This is a genomic window from Streptomyces sp. NPDC111628 (assembly GCF_055635195.1).
Window position 1 is genome coordinate 645,241 of the sequence record NZ_JBVKBZ010000007.1, and the last position, 21,412, is coordinate 666,652.

General features: G+C 74.3%; 21 protein-coding genes. 13 read left to right on the forward strand and 8 right to left on the reverse strand.

From position 1 onward, the window contains the following. Position 1 precedes the first annotated feature (1 nt). Together yaaA and eda are read left to right on the forward strand one after the other, a co-directional pair. Positions 2–784, forward strand: coding sequence for a peroxide stress protein YaaA (gene yaaA, locus ACZ7MF_RS35490; protein ID WP_471482297.1), 783 nt, complete (start codon positions 2–4; stop codon positions 782–784). 73 nt (positions 785–857) lie between these two features. Next, positions 858–1,517: a bifunctional 4-hydroxy-2-oxoglutarate aldolase/2-dehydro-3-deoxy-phosphogluconate aldolase gene (gene eda, locus ACZ7MF_RS35495; protein ID WP_471482298.1), complete on the forward strand. Its 660-nt coding sequence runs from the start codon at positions 858–860 to the stop codon at positions 1,515–1,517. Here eda and ACZ7MF_RS35500 read toward each other — a convergent pair. Genes ACZ7MF_RS35500 through ACZ7MF_RS35510 form a run of 3 tightly spaced genes read right to left on the reverse strand, consistent with a single transcriptional unit; the run spans position 1,492 to position 4,546 of the window. Beyond that, entirely contained in the window at positions 1,492–2,925 is a 1,434-nt protein-coding gene (locus ACZ7MF_RS35500; RefSeq protein ID WP_471482299.1) for a bifunctional RNase H/acid phosphatase, read from the reverse strand. The genes eda and ACZ7MF_RS35500 overlap by 26 nt on opposite strands. An 11-nt stretch (positions 2,926–2,936) precedes the next feature. Continuing rightward, a complete protein-coding gene (locus ACZ7MF_RS35505; RefSeq protein ID WP_356859135.1) occupies positions 2,937–3,680 on the reverse strand; it encodes a zinc ribbon domain-containing protein in 744 nt (247 codons plus the stop codon). Then, positions 3,677–4,546 carry a Nif3-like dinuclear metal center hexameric protein gene (locus ACZ7MF_RS35510; RefSeq protein ID WP_471482300.1) on the reverse strand — a complete coding sequence of 290 codons (870 nt, stop codon included), beginning with the start codon at positions 4,544–4,546 and terminating at the stop codon, positions 3,677–3,679. Before ACZ7MF_RS35510 ends, ACZ7MF_RS35505 begins: the two co-directional genes overlap by 4 nt. Positions 4,547–4,815: 269 nt before the next feature. Here ACZ7MF_RS35510 and ACZ7MF_RS35515 point away from each other — a divergent pair, with 269 nt between their 5' ends. Beyond that, the gene (locus ACZ7MF_RS35515; RefSeq protein WP_471482301.1) at positions 4,816–6,075 is read left to right on the forward strand and encodes a hypothetical protein; all 1,260 of its coding nucleotides are present in this window, start codon (positions 4,816–4,818) and stop codon (positions 6,073–6,075) included. A 97-nt stretch (positions 6,076–6,172) separates the two neighbouring features. Continuing rightward, positions 6,173–6,340, forward strand: a complete 168-nt coding sequence (locus ACZ7MF_RS35520) for a hypothetical protein (RefSeq protein WP_115741833.1) — start codon at positions 6,173–6,175, stop codon at positions 6,338–6,340. Between the two features lie 148 nt (positions 6,341–6,488). On the opposite strand, the gene ACZ7MF_RS35525 is transcribed toward ACZ7MF_RS35520, so the two are convergent. After that, positions 6,489–7,385, reverse strand: a complete 897-nt coding sequence (locus ACZ7MF_RS35525; RefSeq protein WP_471482302.1) for a MaoC/PaaZ C-terminal domain-containing protein — start codon at positions 7,383–7,385, stop codon at positions 6,489–6,491. A 186-nt stretch (positions 7,386–7,571) separates the two neighbouring features. Between ACZ7MF_RS35525 and ACZ7MF_RS35530 the strand changes: the two genes are divergently transcribed. From ACZ7MF_RS35530 to ACZ7MF_RS35545, 4 genes are all read left to right on the forward strand, one after another. Then, complete coding sequence (locus tag ACZ7MF_RS35530; RefSeq protein ID WP_471482303.1) at positions 7,572–8,495, forward strand: ABC transporter ATP-binding protein; 924 nt, start codon at positions 7,572–7,574, stop codon at positions 8,493–8,495. Further along, complete coding sequence (locus tag ACZ7MF_RS35535) at positions 8,495–9,211, forward strand: ABC transporter permease (RefSeq protein ID WP_471482304.1); 717 nt, start codon at positions 8,495–8,497, stop codon at positions 9,209–9,211. Before ACZ7MF_RS35530 ends, ACZ7MF_RS35535 begins: the two co-directional genes overlap by 1 nt. Before the next feature lie 37 nt (positions 9,212–9,248). Continuing rightward, positions 9,249–10,454 (forward strand): sensor histidine kinase, encoded by a 1,206-nt coding sequence (locus ACZ7MF_RS35540; RefSeq protein WP_471482305.1) that lies wholly within the window; start codon positions 9,249–9,251, stop codon positions 10,452–10,454. 85 nt (positions 10,455–10,539) lie between these two features. Beyond that, a complete protein-coding gene (locus tag ACZ7MF_RS35545; protein ID WP_471482306.1) occupies positions 10,540–11,172 on the forward strand; it encodes a response regulator in 633 nt (210 codons plus the stop codon). A 147-nt stretch (positions 11,173–11,319) separates the two neighbouring features. Here ACZ7MF_RS35545 and ACZ7MF_RS35550 read toward each other — a convergent pair whose 3' ends face one another. Beyond that, positions 11,320–12,780 (reverse strand): MFS transporter, encoded by a 1,461-nt coding sequence (locus ACZ7MF_RS35550; RefSeq protein ID WP_471482307.1) that lies wholly within the window; start codon positions 12,778–12,780, stop codon positions 11,320–11,322. Positions 12,781–13,060: 280 nt separating this feature from the next. On the opposite strand from ACZ7MF_RS35550, the gene ACZ7MF_RS35555 reads away from it, so the two are divergent. The 5 genes from ACZ7MF_RS35555 to ACZ7MF_RS35575 all read left to right on the forward strand — a co-directional run bounded on the left by ACZ7MF_RS35555 (position 13,061) and on the right by ACZ7MF_RS35575 (position 18,070). Next, positions 13,061–14,818, forward strand: coding sequence for an MFS transporter (locus ACZ7MF_RS35555; protein WP_471482308.1), 1,758 nt, complete (start codon positions 13,061–13,063; stop codon positions 14,816–14,818). Positions 14,819–14,946: 128 nt separating this feature from the next. Then, positions 14,947–15,627, forward strand: a complete 681-nt coding sequence (locus ACZ7MF_RS35560) for a class I SAM-dependent methyltransferase (protein ID WP_471482309.1) — start codon at positions 14,947–14,949, stop codon at positions 15,625–15,627. Positions 15,628–15,649: 22 nt separating this feature from the next. Beyond that, positions 15,650–16,636 carry an N-acetylmuramoyl-L-alanine amidase gene (locus tag ACZ7MF_RS35565; RefSeq protein ID WP_471482310.1) on the forward strand — a complete coding sequence of 329 codons (987 nt, stop codon included), beginning with the start codon at positions 15,650–15,652 and terminating at the stop codon, positions 16,634–16,636. Positions 16,637–16,794: 158 nt separating this feature from the next. Further along, entirely contained in the window at positions 16,795–17,682 is an 888-nt protein-coding gene (locus tag ACZ7MF_RS35570) for a hypothetical protein (RefSeq protein WP_471482311.1), read from the forward strand. A gap of 94 nt (positions 17,683–17,776) precedes the next feature. Then, complete coding sequence (locus ACZ7MF_RS35575) at positions 17,777–18,070, forward strand: hypothetical protein (RefSeq protein WP_115741843.1); 294 nt, start codon at positions 17,777–17,779, stop codon at positions 18,068–18,070. Positions 18,071–18,083: 13 nt separating this feature from the next. Here ACZ7MF_RS35575 and ACZ7MF_RS35580 read toward each other — a convergent pair whose 3' ends face one another. Genes ACZ7MF_RS35580 through ACZ7MF_RS35590 form a run of 3 tightly spaced genes read right to left on the reverse strand, consistent with a single transcriptional unit; the run spans position 18,084 to position 21,381 of the window. Further along, entirely contained in the window at positions 18,084–19,181 is a 1,098-nt protein-coding gene (locus ACZ7MF_RS35580; RefSeq protein ID WP_471482312.1) for a prenyltransferase/squalene oxidase repeat-containing protein, read from the reverse strand. Next, the gene (locus ACZ7MF_RS35585; protein ID WP_115741845.1) at positions 19,178–19,912 is read right to left on the reverse strand and encodes a class I SAM-dependent methyltransferase; all 735 of its coding nucleotides are present in this window, start codon (positions 19,910–19,912) and stop codon (positions 19,178–19,180) included. Before ACZ7MF_RS35585 ends, ACZ7MF_RS35580 begins: the two co-directional genes overlap by 4 nt. Further along, on the reverse strand, positions 19,906–21,381 hold the full coding sequence (locus tag ACZ7MF_RS35590) for a glycosyltransferase family 4 protein (RefSeq protein ID WP_471482313.1): 1,476 nt from the start codon (positions 21,379–21,381) through the stop codon (positions 19,906–19,908). Before ACZ7MF_RS35590 ends, ACZ7MF_RS35585 begins: the two co-directional genes overlap by 7 nt. Positions 21,382–21,412: the final 31 nt, after the last annotated feature.

A 21,412-nucleotide genomic window follows, 5' to 3' on the forward strand; every position in this document is an offset into this window, starting at 1 on the left:
TGTGCTTGTCCTGCTGCCGCCGTCCGAGGGGAAGGCCGCGTCCGGCCGGGGTGCCCCGCTGAAGACCGGGTCGCTGTCCCTGCCGGGGCTCACCGCGGCCCGGGAGGCCGTCCTCGGCGAGCTGGTGGAGCTGTGCGCCGGCGACGCGGAGAAGGCGCGCGAGGTGCTCGGGCTGAGCGAGGGGCTGCGCGGCGAGGTCGCCAAGAACGTGGAGCTGCTGACGGCGGGTGCGCGCCCGGCCGGGGAGATCTACACCGGTGTGCTGTACGACGCGCTGGACCTGGCCTCGCTCGACGCCGCCGCCAAGCGGCGGGCGGCCAGGTCGCTGCTGGTGTTCTCCGGACTGTGGGGCGCCGTGCGGGTGACCGACCGGATTCCCTCCTACCGGTGCTCGATGGGCGTGCGGCTGCCCGCTCTCGGGGCGCTGGGCGCGCACTGGCGGGCGCCGATGGCCGAGGTGCTGCCGGAGGCGGCCGGGGGCGGGCTGGTGCTCGACCTGCGTTCGGCGGCGTACGCGGCGGCGTGGAAGCCGACGGGCGAGGTCGCCCCGCGGACGGCGAGCGTGCGGGTGCTGCACGCGCCGACCCGGAAGGTGGTCAGCCACTTCAACAAGGCGACCAAGGGGCGGATCGTACGGAGTCTGCTGGCGTCCGGGACGGCGCCCGAGGGCCCGGCGGAGCTGGTGGAGGCGCTGCGGGACCTGGGGTACGAGGTGGAGGCGGCGGCGCCCGCGAAGGGCGGACGGCCGTGGTCGCTGGACGTACTCGTGCACGAGGTCCACTGAACCGTCACCCGCAGTCGTTGCGTCTACTGCAACGGTGATTGCAGAGAGTGCGGTTCGGCGGCACGATGAGGGCATGAGTTCTCCGCTGCCCTCCTCCCCCGCCGTCTCGGTGCTGGACCTCGCGCCCGTCGTGCCCGTCGTGGTCGTCGACGACCTCGCCGACGCCGTGCCGCTCGCCAGGGCGCTCGTCGCCGGTGGACTGCCCGCGATCGAGGTGACGCTGCGGACGCCGGTCGCCCTCGACGCGATCCGGGCGATCGCCGCCGAGGTGCCGGGCGCGGTGGTCGGCGCGGGCACGGTCGTCACCGCGGAGCAGGTCGCCGAGGTCGTGGCGGCCGGGGCGCGGTTCCTGGTCAGCCCGGGGTGGACGGACACGCTGCTCGAGGCGATGCGGGGGTCCGGGGTGCCGTTCCTGCCGGGGGTGTCGACCACCTCGGAGGTGGTGGCGCTGCTGGAGCGCGGGGTGCGGGAGATGAAGTTCTTCCCGGCCGAGGCGGCGGGCGGCACCGCCTATCTCAAGGCGCTCGCCGCGCCGTTGCCGCAGGCGCGCTTCTGCCCGACCGGTGGCATCACCCCGGCCTCCGCGCCCGAGTACCTGGCCCTGCCCAACGTGGGCTGCGTCGGGGGCAGTTGGATGCTGCCCAAGGATGCGATCGCCGGGCGGGACTGGGGGCGCGTGGAGGCGCTGGCCCGCGAGGCCGCCGCGCTCAGCGCAGGTGGGACGTCTCGTTGAACAGGCGGACGCTGGCGCCGCCGTCCGCGTAGTACGCCACCGCCGACAGCGACGCCGCCGACAGTTCCATCCGGAACAGTGACTCGGGCGGGGCGCCCAGGGCGAGGCGCAGGAAGGTCTTGATCGGCGTCACGTGGGAGACCAGCAGCACGGTGCGGCCCGCGTACGCCGCGACGAGCCTGTCGCGGGTGGCGGCGATCCGGGCGCCGGTGGCCGCGAAGCTCTCGCCGCCACCGGTCGGCTCGGCGTCCGGGGAGGCCAGCCAGGCGTCCAGGTCGGCGGGGTGGCGCTCGCGCACCTCGCCGAAGGTCAGCCCCTCCCACGCGCCGAAGTCGGTCTCGCGCAGCCCCTCCTCGACCGTCACCTCCAGACCCAGGCGGGCGGCGACGATGCCGGCGGTCTCCCGGGTGCGGGCCAGGGGCGAGGCGACGATCGCCTCGATCGTGCCGCGCCGGGCGAGGCTCGCGGCGACCCTCTCGGCCTGCTCCCGGCCGACGGCCGACAGGGCCGGATCGCTGCCGCCGCTCCCGGAGAACCGCTTCTGCGGGGTGAGCGGCGTCTCCCCGTGCCGCAGCAGGACGAAGGTGGCGGGGGCACCCATGTCGGGCGCACCCCAGCCGGGCGAGGCCACCGTCTTCGCCGCGCGTACGTCGGCGTCGGCCGAGGACTCGGCGACGGCGGCGCCGGTGACGGCAGTGGTGCTGACCGCGGCGGCACGCGCGCCCGTGTCGGGCGACGCGGTGCCGGTCCGGGCGGTCCGGACCGCCTGCGCCGGGCGCTCACCCGCGGGCGCACCGCCCGCTGCCACGCCGGCCGTCCCATCGCCGCCGCCACCGCCGTCGCCACCGTCTTCGGTACCGGCAGGTGTGACGGCCGGTTCGGGCCGGTCCCCGGTACGGAGGCCCGGGGCGGTGCGGCCGGCGGCGCCGCCCGCGTCCAGTTCCGCCGTCGAGGCGGACGGCGACCAGCGTTCGCCGCGCGCGCCCGCGTCCATCGCCTCGTTGGCCAGGCGGTCGGCGTGCTTGTTGTTCGCGCGGGGGATCCACTCGTAGGTCACGCGGCCGGGCGGGAAGACGCGGGCCGCCTCCGCCGCCAGCGGCTTCATGTCGGGGTGCTTGATCTTCCAGCGCCCCGACATCTGCTCGACGACGAGTTTGGAGTCCATGCGGACGTGCACGGTGGCGTCCGGGTCCAGTGCCGCGGCGGCGCGCAGGCCGGCCAGCAGGCCCCGGTACTCGGCCACGTTGTTCGTGACGACGCCGAGGTACTCGGCGGCCTCCATCAGGGCCTCTCCCGTCGCCGGGTCGAGGACCACCGCGCCGTAGCCCGCGGGCCCCGGGTTGCCCCGCGACCCGCCGTCGGCCTCGACGACGAACTCCCGCGCGGGACGTGCCGCCTGGTCAGCCACCGGACCGCCGCCTACAGCCCGGAGTCGGCCGTACGCACCAGGATGCGGCGGCAGTTCTCGCAGCGTACGACCGTGTCGGGCGCCGAGGAGCGGATCTCGCTCAGCTCCGTGATGGCCAGCTCCTGGCGGCACCCCTGGCAGCTGCGCTGGTACAGCTTGGCCGCGCCGACGCCGCCCTGCTGCTCGCGCAGCTTGTCGTAGAGCTTCAGCAGGTCGTCCGGGACGGAGCCCGCGATGACCTCGCGCTCCTTGGTCACCGAGGCCACCTCGCCGTCCAGCTCCTCGACGGCCGCGTCCCGGCGGGCGGTGGCGTCGTCGATCTTGCCCTGGACCGCGCCGACCCGCTCGGTCAGCTCGGCGACCCGCTCCTGCGCGGACTCGCGCCGCTCCATCACCTCCAGGACGACGTCCTCGAGGTCGCCCTGGCGCTTGGCGAGGGAGGCGATCTCGCGCTGGAGGTTCTCCAGGTCCTTCGGGGACGTGACGGCGCCGGAGTCCAGGCGCTGCTGGTCGCGGCCGGCGCGCTGGCGCACCTGGTCCACGTCCTGCTCGGCCTTGGTCTGCTCGCGGGCGCAGTCGCTCTCCTCGGTCTGCGCGGCCACGAGCAGGTCGCGCAGCTGGGTGTGGTCCTTGGTCAGCGACTCGATCTCGGCGTGCTCGGGCAGGGACCGGCGCTTGTGCGCGAGCTGCTGGAGCCGCGTGTCGAGGCCCTGGACGTCGAGGAGTCGGATCTGGTCGGCGGGCGCGGCTTTCAGTTGGGGGCTCCCATTGCGCTAGAGGTCGGGGCGGACGCCACATGGGCGGTCCAGGGGTCGGTGACCGTCTTCGAGACGTGGACCCTGAGGTCCCAGCCGTTGCGGTCGGAGATCTCGTCGAGCTGGGCCGCGCCCAGCTCGCACCAGGGCCACTCGGTGGCCCAGTGCGCCGCGTCGAGCAGCGCGAGGGGACGACGGGCCGCGCGGTCCGCGGAGAACTCGGAAGCGGGGTGGTGGCGCAGGTCCGCGGTGAGGAAGGCGTCGACGCCGGCCGCGCGCACGTGGTCGAAGAGGCTGTCGCCGGAGCCGCCGCTGACGGCGACGGTGCGCACGGTCGCCTCCGGGTCACCGGCGACGCGGATGCCCTGCGCCGTGGCGGGCAGCCGCTCGGCGGCGCGGGCGGCCAGCTCGCGGACCGTCAGGGGGTGCGTCAGCTCGCACACCCGGCCCAGGCCCCGGCGCCCCTCGGGGTCGCTCGGGTCCGGCACCAGGGGCCGTACGACGTTCAGGTCGAGGGCGCCGGCCAGCGCGTCGGAGACGCCCGGGTCGGCGCTGTCGGCGTTGGTGTGGGCGACGTGCAGGGCGATGTCGTTCTTGATGAGCGTGTGCACCACGCGGCCCTTGAAGGTGGACGCCGCGACCGTCGTCGTCCCGCGCAAATACAGCGGGTGGTGGGTGACGAGCAGGTCGGCGCCGAGCTTCACCGCCTCGTCGACGGTCTCCTGGACGGGGTCCACCGCGAACAGGACCCGCGTGACCTCCTGGTCGGGCTCGCCCACGACGGTGCCGACCGCGTCCCAGGACTCGGCCCGCTCGGCGGGCCACAGGTTGTCCAGCGCGGCGATGACTTCTGACAGACGGGGCACGCGTGCAAGGCTACCTGGAGGTTCTGCGCCGTTGTACCCGCGGACGCACTCCCCTCCCGCCCTCCCCGCCCGCTGCCGCGACCGCCGCCGCGACCGCCGCCGCGACCGCTGCCGCGACCGGCGCCGCGACCGGTCGGTCCGGCGCAGCACACACCGTGCCCTTCCCTCAGGCGAATCGTTCCTGTGACACACGTATGTGTGATGGGGGCCGCTCCGGTCCCCCGCCCGTGCGTGCGAAAACTAGCTTCGTCGCCGGAGGTGACCGAACGATGACGGCCTGTGCGATCGAGCCCTCGGCGGACCCCGGGAACGGTGGGGCCCCGCGGGCGGGCTGCAGCATCACCGCGGCGGGTGCCTACGCCGCGCGTCTCGCCCGGAGCGGGCAGGACGGCGACTCCTGGTACCCGGAGCGCTGGACCCTGGACGGCCCCGAGCCGTACGCGGTGCCGCTGCCGGGCAACCAGCCCGAGGAGGCGGGCACCGAGGTGCAGCCGATGGGCGACGGGCGGGTCCTGGTCCACCGCGTCGCCGCCGGCCGGCACGTCTTCGCGCTGCTGTATCCGACCGGGCCCGGCACCGGCGAGCTGCCGCTCGGCGCGGTCGAGTGCCCGGCGGACACCACCGGGCTGCGGCTGCTGCCGCCGGCCCCGGGCGGCGAGCGGGCGTACGCCCTCGCGGCCGGTCCGCGTTCGACGGTGCTCTGGGAGGTGGCGGGCGGCGCCTTCGGCCCGGAGCGGGTGGTGGAGATCCCCGGCCGCTGCTCGGGCGGGGTCTGGCTGGACCGCACGGGCCGGATGCTGGCGGTGGACCGGGAGACCGGCGGGCGCACCAAGGCGGTGGTGGTGGACCTGGAGCGGGGCGGCGAGGTCTCGCCGCTGCTGCAGATCGCCGCGGACAGCGACGACCGGCTCCTGCTGGCCGACCCGGACAGCGGGCTGGTGCTGATCGGCTCGGACGCCCCCTCGCCGGGGCGGGAGCGGCTCGGCTGGGGCGTCCTCGGCAGCACGCTGCCGGTGCGCTTCCCGGAGTGCCTGCGCATGCCGGACTGCGTCGTGACGCCGTTCGCGATCCAGCCGGGGCAGGTGCTGACCCCGGAACGCTGTGCGGTGGCCCTGCGGGTGGACGGCGCGTTCGGCAGCTGGGTCGGGGTGTGGCGGCCCGCCGAGCGGCAGGTGCGGCATCTCCCCGCGCCCGAGGGCTGGTTGACGGGCGCCGGGCTGTGGACGCCGGAGGGGGAGCTGCGACTGCCGTGCTCCACACCGCAGTCGCCGTGCGGCGTGGCCCGGCTGGCCGTACCCGACGCGGGCGGCGGGCGGACGGAGGCGGCGAACGACGCGGGAGACCCGGGGAACCCTGCGGATGCGGCGGATGCGGCGGACGCCGGGGATGCGGCGGACGCCGGGGAATCGGCTCCGGACGAGTCAGGCGACCCCGGCGCGACGGACCCGTCGACGCGCGCTTCCACACCCGCTCGGCCCTGCCCCGTACCGCTGCAACAGGCCCCGCTGGCACGGCTTGTAACGAAGTAGTGCCGGTTGGCGTGGCCGCCTGGATTCGGCCCGAGGTGTGCCGGTTAAACTCGCCCGGTTGTAGGAAAGATCATGTTGACGGGGTGAATTCCTTCCGATGAACGACGCCAGCACGACCCAGCCGATGCAGGCCGCCGGTGCCGACGTTTCCGAGACCGACACCGGCCACGGAAAGCACCGTGGACCGTTCTCCAGCCAGGAGGGCGTGGCGACTCCACAGGGCCGCCACCGCAAGCCGGCCGAGGAGTCCGAGACGGCCGCCTGACGGCCCGCGCAGGACAAGCACGGGCACAGCCAGAGGCACAGGCACAGGCACAGGCACAGGCACAGGCACAGGCACACACGAAAGCAAGCGGCTCCGGCCCCGTTCGTCGCATCCGGCGGACGGGGCCGTTGTCGTCATCAGGTTGCCGTCACCCGTGCCGGACGACCGTGTCGGCGAGGACGGGCGCGTCGTCGCGCTCCACGGCGCTCACCGCCACCCGCACCTCCCCCGTCCCGGCACCGCCGGACCCGGCACCCCCCGTCCCGGCGGTCCGCCACATCCGCATCCGCAGCGTCTCCCCCGGGTACGCCACCCCGGCGAACCGCGTGCGGTAGTCGCGCACCCGGGTCACGTCGCCGTCCAGCAGCGTGTCGACGACCGCTTTGAGCGCGGCGCCGTAGGTGCACAGTCCGTGCAGCACGGGCCGTTCGAATCCGGCCCGCGCCGCGAACTCCGGGTCGGCGTGCAGGGGGTTCCAGTCGCCGGAGAGCCGGTAGAGCAGCGCCTGGTCCTCCCGTACGGCCTGTTCCACGACCTGGTCCGGCGGGTCGGCGGGCGGTGGCGAGGGGCGTCCGGACGGGCCCCGGTCACCGCCCCAGCCGCCTTCCCCGCGTACGAAGACCTCGGCCTCGTCGGTCCAGAGCGGCCCGTCCGCGTCGGTGACCTCGGTGCGCAGTACGAGGACGGCCGCCGTGCCCTTGTCGTACACGGCGACGACGCGCGAGGCCGCGCTCGCCCGGCCCCGCACCGGGACGGGCCGGTGCAGGCGCAGCCGCTGCCCGCCGTGCAGGACGCGGGCGAGGTCGACGTCGACACCGGGTGCGGACAGGGTGCCGATCACCCCGGGGGCGCCGCCGCCGGCCACCGTCGCGAAGCTCGGCAGGACGTGCAGCCGGGACTCCAGGGTGTAGCGCAGCTCGCGCGGGTCGGTGGCGGGCCGTCCGGCGCCGATGCCGAGGTGGTAGAGCTGGACGTCCTTGTGGTCCCAGGCGATCTCACGGACCCGGGGCGCGGCGGCGAGCGCCCCGGCTGCGTCGATGGGCATGGCCCTCCTGCTCCTCCCGGGCACGACGACCCGAGCACGACGACCCGGGCACGACGACCCGGGCACGACGACGATCACGGACAGCCCCGACCGTACGGGACGCCGGCCACCCATGACATTTGTCATCGCCAACTCCGGACAACCGCATCTGCCGCCCGTCCGGGCCGACTCCGTAGCGTCACCGGTATGAGACCGACAGAGGGCACCACCTCCGCCGTAGCCTTCACGGGAGCGGCCAAGGCCTACGGCGACGTCCGCGCCGTCGACGGCGTGGACCTGCGCATCGAGTGCGGCGAGACGGTCGCGCTGCTCGGCCGCAACGGCGCGGGCAAGTCGACGGCGATCGCGCTGCTGCTCGGCCTGTGCCCGCCCGACGCGGGCACCGTGGAGCTGTTCGGCGGGCCTGCGGAGCGTGCCGTGCGCGCCGGCCGGGTGGGCGCCATGCTCCAGGAGGCGCGAGCGGTGCCCCGGGTCACCGTGGGCGAGCTGGTCGCCTTCGTGGCCGGCCGCTATCCGGCGCCGATGCCGGTCGGGCAGGCCCTGGAGCTGGCCGGGATCGCGCAGTTGTCGGGGCGGCGCGTGGACCGGCTGTCCGGCGGGCAGACGCAGCGCGTGCGGTTCGCGCTCGCCCTGGCCGGCCGCCCCGACCTGCTGGTCCTGGACGAACCGACGGCGGCCCTGGACGTGGAGGCCCGGCACGCCTTCTGGCAGTCGATGCGGGCGTACGCCCGGCGCGGCAGCACGGTCCTGTTCTCCACCCACTACCTGGAGGAGGCCGAGGCGCACGCCGACCGGATCCTGGTCGTCGACCGGGGGCGGATCGTCGCGGACGGCACCGGTGACGAGCTGCGCCGGGCGGCGGGCGGCAGCCGCGTCTCCTTCGACCTGGCCGGGCGGGCCACCGAGGACCTGACGCTGCTGCCCGGGGTCCGCTCGCTGGAGGTGCGCGGGGACCGCGCGCTGCTGCGCACCGAGGACTCCGACGCGACCGTGATCGCCCTCGCGCGGCTCGGCGCGATACGCGGCCTGGAGGTCGCCCCCGCGTCCCTGGACGACGCGTTCCTGGCCCTGACGACGGCGGCACCGGTGCCGGAGAAGGAGAGCGTGTGATGAGGGACTACCTGATCCTGGAAACGCGCCGCACCCTGCGCGACCCCGGCTTCGTCGTCGGCGGTGTCGCCATGCCGGTGCTGATGTACCTGCTGTTCACCAACCTCGGGGGCGACGCGGGCGAGTGGAAGACGGGCGCGATGGTCGGCATGGCCGCCTACGGCGCGGTCGGCTCCGCCCTGAACACCGGCGGCGGGGTCGCCGAGGACCGTGCCATCGGCTGGCTGCGGCAGTTGCGGGTGACTCCGATGCGCCCGCACCAGGTGGTCGTGGGCCGTGCCCTGACCGCCACGGTCACCGTGCTGCCCGCGATCACGGCCGTGCTCGCCGCGGGCGGTCTGCTCAACGGCGTACGGCTGGACGCCTGGCAGTGGGCGGCGCTGGCGCTGCTGCTGTGGCTCGGCTCCGTGCCCTTCACACTGCTGGGGCTGGGCAACGGCTACCGGCTGACCGGGCAGACCACGGGCGTGGCGAACATGGTGGCCAACCTGGGTCTCGCGGTGCTCGGCGGGTTGTGGTTCCCGCTGGTGCTGTTCCCGGAGTGGCTGCGCACGGTGTCGGCGTACACCCCGACCAACCGCTTCGCGCAGCTGGGCACCTCGATCGCCACGGGGCACGCGCCTCCCGCGGGTGCCATTCTCGTCCTGACGGGGTGGCTGCTGGCCTTCGGCGCGTACGCCGTCCTGTCCTACCGCCGTGTCGCGGCGAACGACTGAGCGCCCCGGGCGCCGGAGTGGAAGGGAGCCGACACCCATGACCGGGACCCGAGGGCGGCTGCACAGGATGTCGTGCCGTCTGGACGCGTGGCAGCTGGCACGGCAGTCCGATCCGGCCGGATCGGGCGAGCGGATGGGGCCGCCGCCCACCGGTTTCACGCTGCTGCCGTGGCTGCTGATGGGCCTGGGCAGTCTGGCGAACATCTTCCAGGGGAACAGCGCCAACCCCTGGATCGGCGGCCTCGGCCTGTTCGTCTTCAACTCGCTCTACATCTACGTCGCCTTCCGCTCCTTCGACAAGGAGTTGCGCGAGTCGCCGTCCACGCGGCTGGCGCTGGCCGCCATGGCGCTGGTGACCTGTGGTCTGGCCCTGGCGTACGGGGGCAGTTGGCTGCTGTTCTTCCCGCTGCTCGGCCTGGCCGCCGGGGCGGCGCTGCGCGGCCGGTGGCTGGGCCGGTGGGGCTGGTCGCTCGCGGTGGTGGCCGGTGCGGTGGCGGGCGTCAAGGACGGCTGGACGGGCCTGAACATCGCCTACGGGACCTTCCTGTCGACGATGGTGACGGCCGCGATCCTGAGCCTGTCCGACGCCGTACGGCAGTTGCGGGCCGCCCGGGAGGAACTGGCCACGCGGGCGGTGGCGGAGGAGCGGCTGCGGTTCTCGCGGGATCTGCACGACCTGCTGGGACACACGCTGTCGGTGATCGTGGTCAAGTCGGAGGCCGCCCGCCGGCTGGCGCCCCGCGACCTGGACGCGGCGCTGACCCAGATCACGGACATCGAGTCGGTCGGCCGCCAGGCGCTGACCGAGGTCCGCGAGGCGGTCACCGGCTACCGGGAGGGCAGCCTCGGCACCGAGCTGGACCGGGCGCGCTCCGCGCTGAGCGCGGCCGACGTGGACCCGGTGGTGCGCCGCTCAGGACCGCCGCTGCCCCCGCAGGCGGAGGCGCTGCTGGGGTGGGTGGTGCGGGAGGCGGTCACCAACGTCGTACGGCACAGCGGGGCGAGCCGGTGCGAGATCGCGGTCGCGGGCAGCGCGGACCGGGTCCGGCTGACGGTCACGGACAACGGCACGGGCGCCGCTCCCTCCACCCAGGGGCCGGGTACCGGTCTGACCGGGCTCAGGGAACGCCTCGCCACGGCGGGCGGGTCGCTCACGGCGGGAGTGGAACCGCGGGGCGGGTTCTCGGTGACGGCGGAGCTGCCGGTTCTGGCGGAGGGGAAGCCGGTGGGCGCACCGGCGTAGCGCCCGCGCCGGGCGAGGTCGCGGGCTTCCGGTGCGTCCGCCCTTGAGCACCTGCCTTTGAGCACCTGCCCTCTACTCTTGCCCCGTGACCGACGAGACGCCCCGCGCCCACCCCGTTCGCGTCCTCCTCGCCGAGGACCAGGGCATGATGCGGGGCGCGCTCGCGCTGCTGCTCGGGATGGAGGACGACATCGAGGTGGTCGCGCAGGTGGCGGCCGGGGACGAGATCGTCGCCGCCGCGCTCACGCACCGCCCCGACATCGCCCTCCTCGACATCGAACTGCCGGGCCTGAGCGGCCTGGACGCCGCCGCCGAGCTGCGGGAGCGGGCGCCCGGGTGCCGGGTGCTGATCCTGACCACGTTCGGCCGCCCCGGGTACCTCCGGCGGGCCATGGAGGCGGGCGCGGCCGGTTTCCTGGTCAAGGACGGCCCGGTGGAGGAGCTGGCCGGGGCGATCCGCCGGGTGCTGGACGGCGAGACGGTCGTCGACCCGGCGCTCGCCGCCGCCGCGCTCAGTGCGGGTCCCAGCCCGCTCACCGCGCGGGAGTGCGACGTCCTGCGGGCCTCGGCGGACGGTGCGACGGTCGCCGACATCGCCGGCGCGCTGCATCTGTCCGAGTCCACGGTGCGCAACTACCTCTCCGCGGCCATCGGCAAGACCGCCACCCGCAACCGCACGGAGGCGCTCCGCGCGGCGCGGGGGCAGGGGTGGCTCTGAGTGGCCGCGGGCCCCGGCGCCGTTCGTCGGCTGCGGGCCGGTGGGGGCTGGTCGCGCCCCGCGGCGGAGCCGCACATGGATACCGCCCCGCGCCCCTTTCAGGGGCGCTCCAGGAACCCGGCGACAGAAGGTGCCCCCTTGGGGTGATCAGTCGGTGCTGCTGGCCTTCAGCTCGGGCTTCGGGCGGCCTGCCGGAAGCCAGAGCCACATCAGCAGGGCCGCGGCGACCAGGACCACCGCTGCCGTGCGGAAGACCAGCGCGTAGCCGTCCGTCAGGGCCACCGGGCCCGCGTCCTCGCCCCCGGACCGGGTGGCCGCGATCGTCGACATCGCCGCGAGTCCCAGCGAACCGCCCATCGTCCGGGAGGTGTTGATCAGCCCGGAGACCAGTCCGGCGTCCCCGGGTGCCGCGCCGGAGATGGCCAGCGAGGCCAGCGGGGTCGCCGCGATGCCCGCGCCCAGCATCATCAGTACGCCGGGGATCATGATCGCGGTCACATAGCCGCCGTCCGCGGTCATCGTCGACTGCCAGCCGAAGCCGACCGCCGCGACGAGCGTGCCGAGCACGGCCACGTTCCGGGCCCCGAGCACCGGCAGGAACCGCGGGGCGGCCTTCGAGCCGAGGATCACCGCCAGGGAGCTGGGCACCAGGGCCACTCCGGCCTCCAGCGGCGAGTAGCCCAGCACGTTCTGCGCATACAGGGTCATGAAGAACCACATGGAGAACATCGACGAGCCGGACACCAGCATCGCCACGTTCGCCGACGCCACCGACCGCAGCCGCAGCAGCCCGAGCGGCATCAGCGGCGCCGCCGTCCGTGCCTCGACGAGGAGGAAGAGCCCGAGCAGCACGAGTCCGGCCAGCAGCGGCACCAGGGCCGCCGGCGCCGCCCACCCCTCGGACTCGGTCTGCGAGATGCCGTAGGCCAGCGTGGCGAGACCGGCGGTCACCAGCAGCGCGCCCGGCAGGTCGAGACGGCGCCGCGGGCCGCCCCTGCTCTCGGCCAGCCACCGCGCGGCACCCGCCAGCACGACCGCGCCCACCGGCACGTTGATCAGCAGCACCCAGCGCCAGGACAGCCCGTCCACCAGGGCGCCGCCCACCAGACCGCCCGCGGCGCCGCCACCCGCGCCCACGGCGGTCCAGGTCGCGATCGCGCGGGCCCGCGCCGCGCCCTCCGGCACCGCGGCGGTCAGGATCGTCAGCGTCGAGGGGGCGAGTACGGCCGCGCCGAGCCCTTGCAGGGCGCGGGCGACCAGCAGCTGCCAGCCCTCCTGGGCGAGGCCGCCGCCCAGCGAGGCCAGCGTGAAGAGCCCGAGCCCGACCAGGAACATCCGCTTGCGCCCGTAGAGGTCGCCGGCCCGCCCGCCGAGCAGCATGAACCCGGCGAAGGCGATGGCGTAGGCGTTGACCACCCACTGGAGTCCCTGCGCGCTCAGGCCGAGGTCGGCCCGCATCGAGGGCAGGGCGACGTTGACGACGGACACGTCGAGCACGACCAGGAACTGTCCGGCGCAGGCGAGCGCCACGACCAGCCAGGTGGGCGGGGTACGGCGCGGGGATATCCGCGTGGCGGCGGAGGCGGAGGAACCGGTGGCTTCGAGCATGGGTGTCATGGTCTCAACCCGGGCCTGCCCCTTGCATCGGTATTTCGGCCCCGGACCGGCCTAGGTCTCGCGACCTAGCCGTCCCCCGGCCACCTGCTCGGTCTCCCCGGGTCTCCCCCCTCCCCTCCCCTCCGTCTCCCTCCCCTGAACGCCAAGAGAAGGTCAAGAATTAGTTAGGGACTCGAAGCAACGGAATAGTTGCCCGGGCGCACGAGGTTCAGCTTGCACGTATCACGATCACGCACCGCACCCGCCAACTCCGGCCTGGAGGCCCCACCCCATGTCCCACACGACGACCGACGAGCCCGCGCGGCGAGCGAGCGGGGCCACCGTCCCGGTGCTCGCGTTCGCGGGCATCGTCGTCGCGGTGATGCAGACCCTGCTGGTCCCGGTCATCAAGGACCTGCCCCGACTTCTGGACACCTCACCCAGCAACGCCAGCTGGGTCCTGACCTCCACGCTCCTGTCCGGAGCCGTGGCCACGCCGATCATGGGCCGGCTCGGCGACCTGTTCGGCAAGCGCCGCATGCTGATCGCCAGCCTGTCCGTGATGGTCGTCGGCGCACTGCTCAGCGCGCTCACCGACGCCCTGGTCCCGATGATCGTCGGCCGTACGCTCCAGGGCGTCGCGATGGGCGCGATACCCCTCGGCATCGGTCTGATGCGCGACATGCTGCCCCGCGAGCGGCTCGGCTCGGCGATGGCCCTGATGAGTTCCTCGATCGGCGTCGGCGGCGGCCTGGCGCTGCCCGCCGCGGCCCTGGTCGCACAGAACACCGACTGGCACGCCCTGTACTTCGGCGCCGCGGGCCTCGGTGTCGTCTCCATCGCCCTGACCCTGCTGGTCGTACCCGAGTCCCCGCTGCGCGCCAGGGGCTCGTTCGACCTGCCGGGCGCGCTCGGCCTGACCGCCGGTCTGATCCTCTTCCTGCTGCCGATCAGCAAGGGCAGCGACTGGGGCTGGTCGTCGCCCACCACGCTCGGACTGTTCGGCGCCGCCGTCGTGGTGCTGCTCCTGTGGGGCCTGATGGAGCTGCGCGTCGCGGCCCCGCTGGTCGACCTGCGCACCACGGCCCGCCGCGAGGTGCTGCTCACCAACCTCGCCTCGATCATGGTCGGCGTCTCCTTCTTCGTCATCTCCCTCGTCCTGCCGCAGCTCCTCCAGCTGCCCTCGGAGACCGGCTACGGCCTCGGTCAGTCGATGGTGGTCGCCGGTCTGTGCGTGGCGCCGCTGGGCCTGACGATGATGTTCACCGCGCCGGTGTACGCCCGCCTGTCCGCCCGCTACGGCCCGCGCACCACTCTCATCATGGGTCTGGTGATCATCGGGATCGGTTACGCCGGCGGCCTCGGCCTGATGAGCGCCGCCTGGCAGACCGTCGTCACCTCGGTGCTGATCGGCGCGGGCATCGGCCTCGCCTACTCCTCGCTGCCCGCCCTGATCATCGGCGCGGTCCCGGCCTCCGAGACGGGCGCCGCCAACGGTCTCAACACGCTGATGCGGTCCATCGGTACGTCCGTGTCGAGCGCCGTCATCGGCATGGTGCTGGCCAACACGGCGAACGACGTGGGCGGCGTCGCCGTCCCCACCCTGCACGGCTTCCGCGTCTCCTTCATGATCGCGGCGGGCGCGGTCGCCGTCGGCCTGGTCCTGGCCTTCTTCCTCCCCCGCAGCACCCCGGCGGCGGTCTCGCAGCTGCGCGCGAGCAGCGAGGAGGACGCGAACCTGGCCCGCGCCGAGCAGGCGCTCGCCGGGGCCGGGCAGCACCCGCACGGCTTCCGGGGCCGGGTGCTGGCCGCCGACGGCGCCCCCGTCGCCCGCGCCAAGGTCACCCTGATCGACCGGCACGGACGGCAGGCGGGCGCGACCCTGTCCGCGGGCGACGGCAGCTACGCCCTCGCCGTGCCCGCCCAGGGCCCGTACGTCCTGGCCGCCCGTGCCGCGGGCCACGCCCCGCTCGCCCACGCGGCCACCCACGGCGGTGACCGCCAGGTCGACCTGGACCTGTCCCTGCCGGGCGAGACGGTCCCCGCCTGACCCTCGCCCCGTCCTCCCGGCCCCCGTACCCCCTGTCGCAGCACGCGGCGGGGGGTACGGCAGCATGGGGCGCCGGTACACCCCCGCAACTCCCCTGCAACGCCCCGCACGATCACCGAAAGGCCCCCATGACCGCGGCCCCCGCCTCCACCCCCAGCCCTGCCACCAGCCCCGCCCCCGACGTCCTGGCCGCCTTCGAGGCCGCGAAGGGGTTCATGCCCGCGCACGAGGGCCGCGCGCTGTACGCCGCCGCCGTGGAGGCGGGCGGGCTCGGGCTGCCGCTGCTGGAGGTCGGCACGTACTGCGGGCGTTCCACCGTGCTGCTCGCCGACGCGGCCCGCCGGTCCGGGGTCACCGCGCTCACCGTCGACCACCACCGGGGCAGCGAGGAGCAGCAGCCGGGCTGGGACTACCACGACCCGGAGACGGTCGACCCGGAGCTGGGCGTGATGGACACCCTGCCCACCTTCCGCCGCACCCTGCACCGGGCCGGTCTGGAGGAGCACGTGATCGCACTCGTCGGCCGCTCCCCCCAGGTCGCGGCGCTCTGGAACTCCCCCCTCGGCCTCGTCTTCGTCGACGGCGGCCACACCGACGAGCACGCGAACGCCGACTACGAGGGCTGGGCCCCGCACGTGGCCGACGGCGGCCTGCTGGCCATCCACGACGTCTTCCCGGACCCGGCCGACGAGTTCACCGGCCAGGCCCCGTACCGCGTCCACCTCAGGGCGCTGGCGTCCGGCGCGTTCACCGAGGTCTCCGCGACCGACTCGCTGCGCGTCCTGCGGCGAACCGGCGCGGGGATCTGAGGGCACGGTTAGAGTCGCTGACGTGTCGTACACAGGCCCGGACTTCGAACCTCCCCAGCCCCGCCGCTCCCCGCTGCGCCGCCCGCTGACCGTGGCGGTCGCCGCGCTGGTGCCGGGGGCGCTGCTCGGGTGGGGGGTGTACGCGGCGGTCGGCGGCCCCGACGACGGGGACGGGGGCGGCTCCGACCGGGCGGGCGCCGTACGGACGTCGGCGGCGCCGTCGGCCTCCGGTGCACCCGCGTCCGAGGGCGGCGACGCCAAGAAGCCCGCGGGTTCGTCACCCGCCCCCACGTCGAAGGCGCCGTCCGGTTCCGCCTCCGCACTCCCCGCCTCCGGGCCGCTCCAGGGCAAGGTCGTCGTCATCGACCCCGGCCACAACCCCGCCAACTTCCAGCACGCGTCCGACATCAACCGCAAGGTGAACGTCGGTACGCACTGGAAGGAGTGCGACACGACCGGCACGGCCACCAACGCGGGCTGGCCCGAGGCGAAGTTCACACTCGACGTGGCCCACCGGCTGCGCACCCTGCTGGAGGAGCAGGGCGCGACCGTGAAGCTGACGCAGGACGGCGACCGTTCCTTCGGCCCCTGCGTGGACGAACGGGCCCGGATCGGCAACGACGCGAAGGCCGACGCCGCGATCTCGATCCACGCGGACGGGTCGGGGGCGGGCAACCGCGGCTTCCACGTGATCATGCCCGGCTCGGTGCACGACGGGGCCGCCGACACCCGCGCGATCGTGGCGCCCTCCGCCGAACTGGGCAAGCGCGTCGCGGGCAGCTTCGTGCGCGTCACGGGCACCGCCCCCTCGAACTACCTCGGCGACGGCACCGGTCTGGTCACGCGCACGGACCTGGGCGGTCTCAATCTGTCAACGGTTCCCAAGGTGTTCATCGAGTGCGGCAACATGCGCGACAGCAAGGACGCGGCCCTGCTGACCAGCGGCAGTTGGCGGCAGAAGGCGGCGGAGGGGATGTCTGAGGGAATCGTGAGTTTCCTGCGCGGGTAACGCCCGGCGTCCCGATCCCTGCGGACAGCCCCGAGGTCCGGACGATAGTGTCGTCCGTACGATGAGGGGCCACCCCCGCGCTTCACACCGGAACCTTTCGGCGCCGTCGTGACAGCGACGCCTCTACCGACGACGAGACGACCTACGAAGGACCTGAAGTGAATATCCGCTCGCTCACTCGAGGCGACGGCGTGGTGATCGGAGCAGCGGTGTTGCTGTTGATCGCGTCGTTCCTCGACATCTACTCGATCGACGGTGCGCCGGACAGCGCCGACATTCCCAGCCTGTGGGGCAGTGGCTCGGTCGTGCTCGGTGTCGTCCTGGCGGGCGTCATCGGCGCCGCGCTCGTCGTCGTGAACCGCGCCATGCCGCAGCCCAGGAAGGTGGCCGGTCTCGACCTCGGCCAGTTCGGCATCGCGTTCACGGTCTTCGCCGCGTGGTGCGCGCTCGGCAACATCTTCGACCCGGCGGGCGCCTTCGACAACGACGGGGGTGCGAGCGGCATCGGTGCCGGGACGGGCCTGATCCTCGCTCTCGTCGCCACGCTGGTCATGGCCGCCGCGGCCGTGGCCACGCCGCTGCTCCCGGCCCTCAAGGGCACCCTGATCCCGGCCGCCCGTCCGGCCGCGCCGCAGCCCTACGGCGGCCAGCCCCAGGGTGGTTACGGCTACCCGGGCGCCCAGCAGCAGCCGTACGGCGGTCAGCCGGGCCAGCCCGGACAGCCTGGTCAGCCGGGTCAGCCCGGTCCGTCCTTCGGCGGCCAGCCGCAGCCGGGCCAGCCGCACCCCGGTCAGCCCCAGCCCGGCCAGCCGCAGGCGCCGCAGCAGGCGCAGGCGCAGCCGGCCGGGGACTTCTCCCCGTTCTGGTTCGCCGTGCCGGTGCCGCGTCCGCTGTTCGCGGAGGACGGCTCCCCGACGCCGATCGCCGAGCTGGCGCCGGGTACCTGGTACCTGGCCGTCGAGCAGCGTGGCGCCAACCTGGTCGCGCAGACCCAGGACGGCCGCCGCGGCGTCCTCCAGGACAGCTCGGGCATCCAGCGCGGCTGACCGGCCCCGCTCACCTCAACGGCCCCTCGCCCACCGGTACTTCCGGGCGAGGGGCCGTAGGTTTCGAACGCGCTTTCCGGGCCAGACGGAAGGCATGTCCCCTCGAACGCGCAGTGGCTCCCACTCCGCCGGAACGGCCGTCGCGGTGATCGCGGACATCATGGCCTTCATCCTCGGACTGTGGATCCTGATGTATCTGTTGGACGCCAACCGGGCCAACGACCTGGTGCGGTTCGTCCATGACGCGGCCGACTGGCTGGCCGGCTGGTCGCACGACCTCTTCACCTTCGACGAGGCCTGGGCCCGCGTGGTCGCCGGGTACGGACTGGCCGCGGTCGTCTACCTCTTCGTCGGCCACGCCGTCGCCAACCGCCTCCACCGGGGCTGACGCCGGGCGGCCCTCAGACGCAGCAGTCGGGGTCCAGGCCCCGCGGCAGCCGGTCGCCCGCGAAGACCTGGCAGGTGGCCTCGTGGCCGCCGAGCGCGGCGACGGCCAGGAGCAGGGAACCGGCCGTCCAGGCGGTCAGTTCGCGCGGCCAGACAGCCTCGTCCTCGAAGACGTAGCCCGTCCAGTACAGGCCGCTGTCCGGGTCCCGCAGGTGCTGGATGGACTGGAGGATCTCCAGGGCGTGGTCGGACTCGCCCACCGCCCACAGGGCGAGCGCGAGTTCGGCCGACTCACCGCCCGTCACCCACGGGTTGGGGACGACGCAGCGCACGCCGAGGCCCGGGACCACGAACCGGTCCCAGCTCTCCTTGATGCGGGACCTGGCCTCCGTGCCGGTCAGCGCGCCGCCGAGGACCGGGTAGTACCAGTCCATCGAGTAGCGGCCCTTGTCCAGGAACCGCTCCGGATGGCGGCGGATGGCGTGCCGCAGCGCGCCCGCCGCCAACTCCCAGTCGGGCTGCGGCTCTTCGCGCTGCTCGGCGATGGCGAGCGCGCAGCGCAGGGCGTGGTGGACGGAGGAACTGCCGGTCAGCAGCGCGTCGGTGGTGTCGGTGCCGTCGTCGTCCTGGCGCCAGCCGATCTGCCCGCCGGGCTGCTGGAGGCGCAGCACGAACTCGACGGCCGCGTGGACGACGGGCCACATCCTCTCCAGGAACACGTCGTCGCCGGTGGCGAGGTAGTGGTGCCAGACGCCGACCGCGACGTACGCGATGAAGTTGGTCTCCCGGCCGCGGTCGGTGACGTCGGCGAAGTCCCCGTCGGCGTAGGCGGCGTACCAGGAGCCGTCCTGGTTCTGGTGCCGGGCCAGCCACGCGTAGGCCCGCTCGGCGGCCTCGTGCTCGTCGGCCGTGTCCAGGGCCATCGCCGCCTCGACGTGGTCCCAGGGGTCGAGGTGGTGCCCGCGGAACCACGGGATCGCGCCGTCCTCGCGCTGGACGGCGAGGATGCCCCGGACGGTCTCGGCGGCCTCGGCGGCGGTGAGGACGCCGGGCAGGACGAGGTGTTCGGTACGCGGGGTGCGGGGTGTGCCGGGGGTGCGGGGCGCGGTCACGCGGCGTCCACCGTCGGCAGGTGCGGCTTGGTCGCGTAGGCGACGAAGCTCTTGCCGATCAGCGGGTTCAGCGCCTGCTCGGCGACCCGCGTCGCCAGCGGCTTCTTCATGATGTCCCACACCAGCAGCTTGTGGTACGCCCGCACCGGCAGCGCCTTGTCGTTGTCGACGCCGAACGCGCACTTCAGCCACCAGTACGGCGAGTGCAGCGCGTGCGCGTGGTGGGTGCCGTACGGCTTGAGTCCGGCCTCGCGGATGCGGGCGAGGAGCTGGTCGGCCCGGTAGATGCGGATGTGGCCGCCCTCGACCTCGTGGTAGGCGTCGGACAGGGTCCAGCAGACCTTCTCGGGGCCGTAGCGCGGCACGGTGATCGCGATGCGGCCGCCGGGCTTGAGGACGCGGACCATCTCGGCGAGGACGCCCTTGTCGTCGGGGATGTGCTCCATCACCTCGGAGATGATGACGACGTCGAAGGACTCGTCGGGGAAGGGCAGGGCGAGCGCGTCGCCCTCCATGGCGGTGGCGGTGGCGCCGGCCGGGGCCTCACCGGCCTCCTCCATCGCCGCGAACCACTTGGCGACCTCGCGGATTTCCTCCGCGTTCTGGTCCAGCGCGACGACCTGGGCCCCGCGCCGGTAGCACTCGAACGCGTGCCGGCCGGCGCCGCAGCCGAGGTCCAGGACGCGATCGCCGGGGGCGAGCGGGAACCGGGAGAAGTCGACGGTCAGCACGTGGCCCTGCTTTCGGGATAGACGCCGGTGTCACTGGTGGTCGGGCTCGGGCTCGGGCTCGGGGCGGGGGCCGGAGTCGGCTGCTGGCCCGCGGGCACGGCCCCCGGGGCACTCGCGACGCTCGGCGCACTCGGGGCGCTCGCGGCGCTCGTGCCGGAGGGGCGGCGGCCGATGGCCTCGCGGTAGCGGGCGACGGTGCCCTCGGCGGCGCGGGCCCAGGTGAAGTGGCGCAGCACGCGCTCGCGTCCGGCGGCGCCGAGCCTGGCCCGCAGTTCGCGGTCGCCGAGCAGCCGGTTCAACCCGGCGGCCAGCGCGTCCGCGTCGCCCGGCGGCACCGCGAGGCAGGTCTCCCCGTCGGGTCCGGCGACCTCGGGGACGGCCCCGCCGGTGGTGGCCAGCAGCGCCGTGCCGGTCGCCATGGCCTCGGCGGCGGGCAGCGAGAACCCCTCGTACAGCGACGGCACGCACGCGACCTCGGCGGACCGCACGAGGTCGACCAGTTCGGCGTCCGAGATGCCCTTGACGAACTCGACGGCGCCTTCGAGGCCGTACCGCTCGATCGCCTGGGCGACGGGCCCCTCGGCGGGCCGCTTGCCGACGACGACGAGGTGGGCCCGCGGATGCTCCGTGCGTGCCTTGGCCAGCGCCTCGACGAGGAAGACGAGGCCCTTGAGCGGTACGTCCGCGCTGGACGTCGTCACGATCCGGCCCGGCACCCGCGGCACCGACGGGTCGGGCGAGAACAGGTCGGTGTCGGCGCCGATGTGGACGACGTGGATGCGGTCGTCCCGTACGCCGAGGTGGTCGACGATCTCCTGGCGGGAGGTGCCGGAGACGGTGAGCACGGACGGCAGGCGGCGCGCGACGCGCTTCTGCATCCGGGTGAAGGCGTACCAGCGGCGGACCGAGTAGCGGCGCTTGCGGCTGTCCGCGGCGTCGAGTTCGAGCTGCCGGTCGACGGTGATGGGGTGGTGGATGGTGGTGACCAGGGGGGCGCCCACGTCGCCCAGCAGGCCGTAGCCGAGGGTCTGGTTGTCGTGGACGACGTCGAAGTCGCCGCGGCGGGCCCGCAGATGGCGGCGGGCGCGCAGCGAGAAGGTGAGGGGCTCGGGGAAGCCGCCGGTCCACATCGTGCCGACCTCGAGCGCGTCGATCCAGTCCCGGTACTCGCCCCGCTTCGGGGTGCGGAAGGGATCGGGCTGGCGGTAGAGGTCGAGGCTGGGCAGCTCGGTGAGCGAGAGCCGGTCGCCGACGAGGGGCCCGTCGTCCAGGACGGGGTAGGGCTGGGCGCCGATGACCTCGACGCGGTGGCCGAGGCGGGCCAGTTCGCGGGAGAGGTGGCGGACGTAGACGCCCTGGCCGCCGCAGAACGGGTTCCCCTTGTAGGTGAGGAGGGCGATGCGCAGCGGTGGCAAGCCGTCGGCGGCTGGCTCCGGACGGGGACCCGTCTGACTGGCCTCGGCGGTCACTCTGGGCCCCCTCCTCACTGCGCTGTCCCGC

Coding starts and splice junctions, on each gene's coding strand:
- eda (WP_471482298.1), top strand. CDS start 858: ATGAGTTCTCCGCTGCCCTCCTCCCCCGCCGTCTCGGTGCTGGACCTC.
- ACZ7MF_RS35525 (WP_471482302.1), bottom strand. CDS start 7,385: ATGCCCATCGACGCAGCCGGGGCGCTCGCCGCCGCGCCCCGGGTCCGT.
- ACZ7MF_RS35515 (WP_471482301.1), top strand. CDS start 4,816: ATGACGGCCTGTGCGATCGAGCCCTCGGCGGACCCCGGGAACGGTGGG.
- ACZ7MF_RS35530 (WP_471482303.1), top strand. CDS start 7,572: ATGAGACCGACAGAGGGCACCACCTCCGCCGTAGCCTTCACGGGAGCG.
- ACZ7MF_RS35535 (WP_471482304.1), top strand. CDS start 8,495: ATGAGGGACTACCTGATCCTGGAAACGCGCCGCACCCTGCGCGACCCC.
- ACZ7MF_RS35555 (WP_471482308.1), top strand. CDS start 13,061: ATGTCCCACACGACGACCGACGAGCCCGCGCGGCGAGCGAGCGGGGCC.
- ACZ7MF_RS35540 (WP_471482305.1), top strand. CDS start 9,249: ATGACCGGGACCCGAGGGCGGCTGCACAGGATGTCGTGCCGTCTGGAC.
- ACZ7MF_RS35520 (WP_115741833.1), top strand. CDS start 6,173: ATGAACGACGCCAGCACGACCCAGCCGATGCAGGCCGCCGGTGCCGAC.
- ACZ7MF_RS35575 (WP_115741843.1), top strand. CDS start 17,777: ATGTCCCCTCGAACGCGCAGTGGCTCCCACTCCGCCGGAACGGCCGTC.
- ACZ7MF_RS35550 (WP_471482307.1), bottom strand. CDS start 12,780: ATGCTCGAAGCCACCGGTTCCTCCGCCTCCGCCGCCACGCGGATATCC.
- ACZ7MF_RS35560 (WP_471482309.1), top strand. CDS start 14,947: ATGACCGCGGCCCCCGCCTCCACCCCCAGCCCTGCCACCAGCCCCGCC.